Genomic DNA, 3,772 nt, shown 5'->3' with positions numbered 1-3,772 from the left:
GCCCAGGAGAAGAAATCCAGCAAGCCTCTGTGAAAATATTCCCCTTATCGTCATGCAGCTTCAAGGGGTGCTGTTACCGGATTTCTGGAAATTCACGAATTTTATCTCAATGAAGGTATATGACTATTTACTGCAAATGCGTTGATTTCTATGATTTCTTCGTTGCAAATTTCATTCAGAAGGAAAGGAGTTTCCATGAAGACCATCACGAAGTCCGCGCTTGCGGCTGCAGTTCTCGGCGCCCTGATGCTCTCTGCGGCCCCGACGACGGTAATGGCGGCGGGCGGCGCCTCGGGCGCAGCCGTCAAGTACGCGAAGCAGGGACAGATCGGCGAAGTCATTACGAATCCCTATCGCATTGCGCCTCTGACCGCCATCATTCGTTCAGGCGGTTATACGCTTTCCAACGTTAAGGTCCGCATCGTGCCGAAGGAGAACGGCTCTGAGATCAAGTATGACGTCGACAGAAGTGAGGTGCTTACGCACGGCGGCATTCCGGTCTTCGGACTCTATCCGGACTACGTCAATACTGTTGAGGTCTCCTATACCCGTACGGATCTCACGGGCGAAAAGAAGGCTGTGAACGAGGCCTACAAGATCTATGCGCCGCTCGTCTATACGGAAGGGAACGGCACCGTTTCGCAAAAGAGCACGATGTTTGATACGACGGTTGTGAAGGCCGATCCCGAATTCAAGGATCGTCTCTACCTCGTCAACAATCTCCTCGTTTCGCCTCCGAAGGGCTCGCGCGTTGTCTGGAACAACCCCTCAGGCGGCGCGCTTGAATGGTGCTTCTATCCGCAGAACGCCATCATCGATGCGACGGGCGAAGTCCGCTGGTACATGAACGTGGATTCAATCTATGACATGGAATCGGTCTACAACGGCGGCGTCATGATGGGCTTCCAGCAGGGCGACGACGGTGCGCTCACCTGGGGCTATGGTCAGCGCTACGTGAAGTACGACATCATGGGCCGCGAAGTCTTCAACCGCCGTCTCCCCGCCGGCTACGAAGACTTTTCGCACTCCTTTGATCAGGCCCAGAACGGTAACTTCCTTCTGCGCGTCGCAGCCAACGATGTTCGTCGTCCCGACGGCCGCAATGTCCGCACGGTTCGCGACGTGATCGCCGAAGTGAATCCAGCCGGCCGTGTGGTTGATGACTGGCGTCTCTGGGAAATCCTCGATCCCTATCGCGATGTCGTGATCAAGTCGCTCGACCAGGGCGCGGTGTGCCTCAATCTCGACGCCGACAGCGCTGGCAAGACGCTTTCTTCGGCTGACCTCGCCGCTATGGATAAGGAAGAGCATTTCGGCGACATCACGGGCGTCGGCATCGGCCGCAACTGGGCGCACGTCAATTCCGTCGACTATGACCCGACCGACGATTCGATCATCATTTCCTCGCGCCATCAGTCCGCGATCATCAAGATCGGCCGCGACAAGAAGGTGAAGTGGATTCTCGGCGCTCCCGACGGTTGGCAGAAGGCTTGGGCGGATAAGGTCCTGAAGCCCGTAGACAAGGACGGCAATCCCATCAAGTGCGAACAGGGCAAGTGCGAGAACACGACCTTCGACTGGACGTGGACGCAGCACACGGCTTTCCGCATCGACTCGAAGTCCGACAAGCGCTTCGTTTATCTCACTGCATTCGACAACGGCGACGGCCGCGGACTCGAGCAGCCGCCCCTTCCCGACATGAAGTATTCGCGCGCTGTGGTCTACAAGGTTGACCAGGAAAAAGGCACGGTCGAGCAGCTCTGGGAGTTCGGCAAGGAACGCGGCCATGCGTGGTACAGCCCTGTGACCTCCCTCACGCAGTACGAGGCCGACAAGGATTCGATCATGGTCTATTCTGCGACGCCTGAGATGCAGCTCGTCAAGGGCAAGGCCGTGGGCGCGCCGAATCCGTACCTGATGGAATTCAAGTGGGGGTCGACTGAACCCGCGGTTGAAATCCGCATCAACGGCTCCATGGGCTATCAGGCGATGCCCTTCCGCGTCGAAAAGGCCTTCCATCACGCGAAGTGATGCATGAGCTGCTTCCTCTGAAGCGCTCCAGAAAGGAAAAGCTCCGGTCTCTTGTCAGTCCCGGAGCTTTTTCCGTATGGCGACTGGCAGCTGAAAGATGTCCTCAGAGGAGCCCGAAGCAGCTCATGATCAAGGGCATCGTAACCGCCGCTAGCGCAGTTGTGACGAGAAGCGAATTCGCAGTTGCCCCCTGCATCACCTTGAACTCCTGCGCCATGATGTAGACGTTGACGCCGACAGGAAGGCACGCAAGAAGGCAGGTGGCCTGCATCGCCTCGTGACCGAGATTGAAGATCCGGCAGAGGCCGTAGACGACGAGCGGCTGGAGGCCGAGCTTGAGGAACGTAATGAGGAGCGTCGTGGAGAGGTTCGCGGTGATCCGGTACTGCGTAAGGCCTACGCCTACAGCAAAGAGCGCGACCGGGGCGGCGGCATCCGCCATCATGCCGATGGTTTTCGCCATGGGCGCCGGCATGGAAAGGTTAGAGATGCTCCAGAAGAAGCCGAGAATGATGCCGATCACGATCGGATTCCGGATGGTCTGAAGCGTTCCCTTTGTGACCGTCGTGACGATCGACGGGCTCTTCGCACGCCCGAGTTCGATCGCGATCGTGACGAGCGTCCACATGAGGAAGCCGTTGAGCGAAAAGATGATCGCAATTGAGGGCATTGCTTCCTGTCCGAGGAGCGCGACGGCGACGGGGATTCCGAGCTGCACGTTGTTCGAGAAGACCGTTGCCATGCCGAAGATCGTTCGTTCGTCGGAATTGAGGTTCAGAAACCGGTGCCCGAGGAAGCGCCCGATCGCAAAGACGAGGAAGCAGGAGCCGAAGAAGGCGAGCGCGATGTTCCAGTCCGGAGGCGGCAGATGCGTGATGTCGCTCATGAGTCGGAAGAGAAGAATCGGGAGTGCAATATTGAAGGCAAATTTCGAAAGCGCCTGACCGATCGCCGGCGTGACGAGCTTTACGGTTGCAGCGAGATAGCCGATAGCAATGAGCGCAAAAAGCGGGAGCGCCGCAAGAAAGTTGGTGAGGAAGAGTTCCATCGCTGCTGCAGCAGGAATGCCTGAAGACTTCTGGAGACGGACTTCGCTGATGGGCTGAAGATCCCCTCGCGGGCGAAGTCCTGCGGCTTCAAATACTACTTCCTGGCGCGGCGACTGGAAGATCCGGGGTCCGGCATGTAACCGGCAGCAGTTGCTCTCTTTTCAGAGCAACCATAGTCTCCCGGCTCCATGTCCTGAAGCGCTATCAGATCGTTGGTGCTGACTTTGCGCGAAGATGCTTGATCACGCGAACGAAGTATGTCGCTGATGGATTCCTCAAGGTGCTCTTCCACGAAGCCTTGCCCCATGCTGTGATTCTCAGGGTGATGAATGGCATTTCGGACGCAGTAGGCAAGCGTCCGGTTGGGCTCTGAAACATCTCCCTGCTTGGTCTTTTTGATCCAGATGTAAAGCCTGGGTTGTTCATTCATTTCGCCGAAAGACTTCTTGATGCCTCCGTCCACTGCTGAGATGGACGTTTGTCCGTAAAGCTCCTGAAGCCGACTGAAAAGCTCGTTGTGGAACTCGATCGTCGGCATGTTGTAGGCGAACCAACTGATTTCACCCCTCGTTGTAATCGAACGTGCGGGCGAATTTTGTCGTGTGCCCGGCATGGGCGATTTCTATAGGGTGAAAGTCCCGATGAGCAGGAGGTAGTGCCAAGCTCACAGCCAGAGGCAAGGGTGTCCGTCG

At 57.1% G+C, this 3,772-nt stretch carries 3 protein-coding genes; 1 reads left to right on the top strand and 2 read right to left on the bottom strand.

What is annotated here, in order from left to right; genetic code table 11:
• The first annotated feature begins 195 nt into the window (after window positions 1-195).
• Complete coding sequence (locus GBM95_RS11245; protein ID WP_152159180.1) at window positions 196-2,031, top strand: aryl-sulfate sulfotransferase; 1,836 nt, start codon at window positions 196-198, stop codon at window positions 2,029-2,031.
• A 103-nt stretch (window positions 2,032-2,134) separates the two neighbouring features.
• Here GBM95_RS11245 and GBM95_RS11240 read toward each other — a convergent pair whose 3' ends face one another.
• Entirely contained in the window at window positions 2,135-3,079 is a 945-nt protein-coding gene (locus tag GBM95_RS11240; RefSeq protein ID WP_152159179.1) for an AEC family transporter, read from the bottom strand.
• Window positions 3,080-3,174: 95 nt separating this feature from the next.
• Complete coding sequence (locus GBM95_RS11235; RefSeq protein ID WP_152159178.1) at window positions 3,175-3,693, bottom strand: hypothetical protein; 519 nt, start codon at window positions 3,691-3,693, stop codon at window positions 3,175-3,177.
• Window positions 3,694-3,772: the final 79 nt, after the last annotated feature.

Source organism: Sutterella seckii (assembly GCF_009183815.1).
Lineage (GTDB): Bacteria > Pseudomonadota > Gammaproteobacteria > Burkholderiales > Burkholderiaceae_F > Sutterella > Sutterella seckii.
The sequence above is the reverse complement of the archived record's forward strand: the minus strand, read 5'-3'. Positions and strand labels throughout refer to the sequence as shown.

Excerpts from the sequence above, each read along its gene's own strand:
- GBM95_RS11245 (WP_152159180.1), top strand. The coding sequence starts at position 196 with ATGAAGACCATCACGAAGTCCGCGCTTGCGGCTGCAGTTCTCGGCGCC.
- GBM95_RS11240 (WP_152159179.1), bottom strand. The coding sequence starts at position 3,079 with ATGGAACTCTTCCTCACCAACTTTCTTGCGGCGCTCCCGCTTTTTGCG.
- GBM95_RS11235 (WP_152159178.1), bottom strand. The coding sequence starts at position 3,693 with ATGCCGGGCACACGACAAAATTCGCCCGCACGTTCGATTACAACGAGG.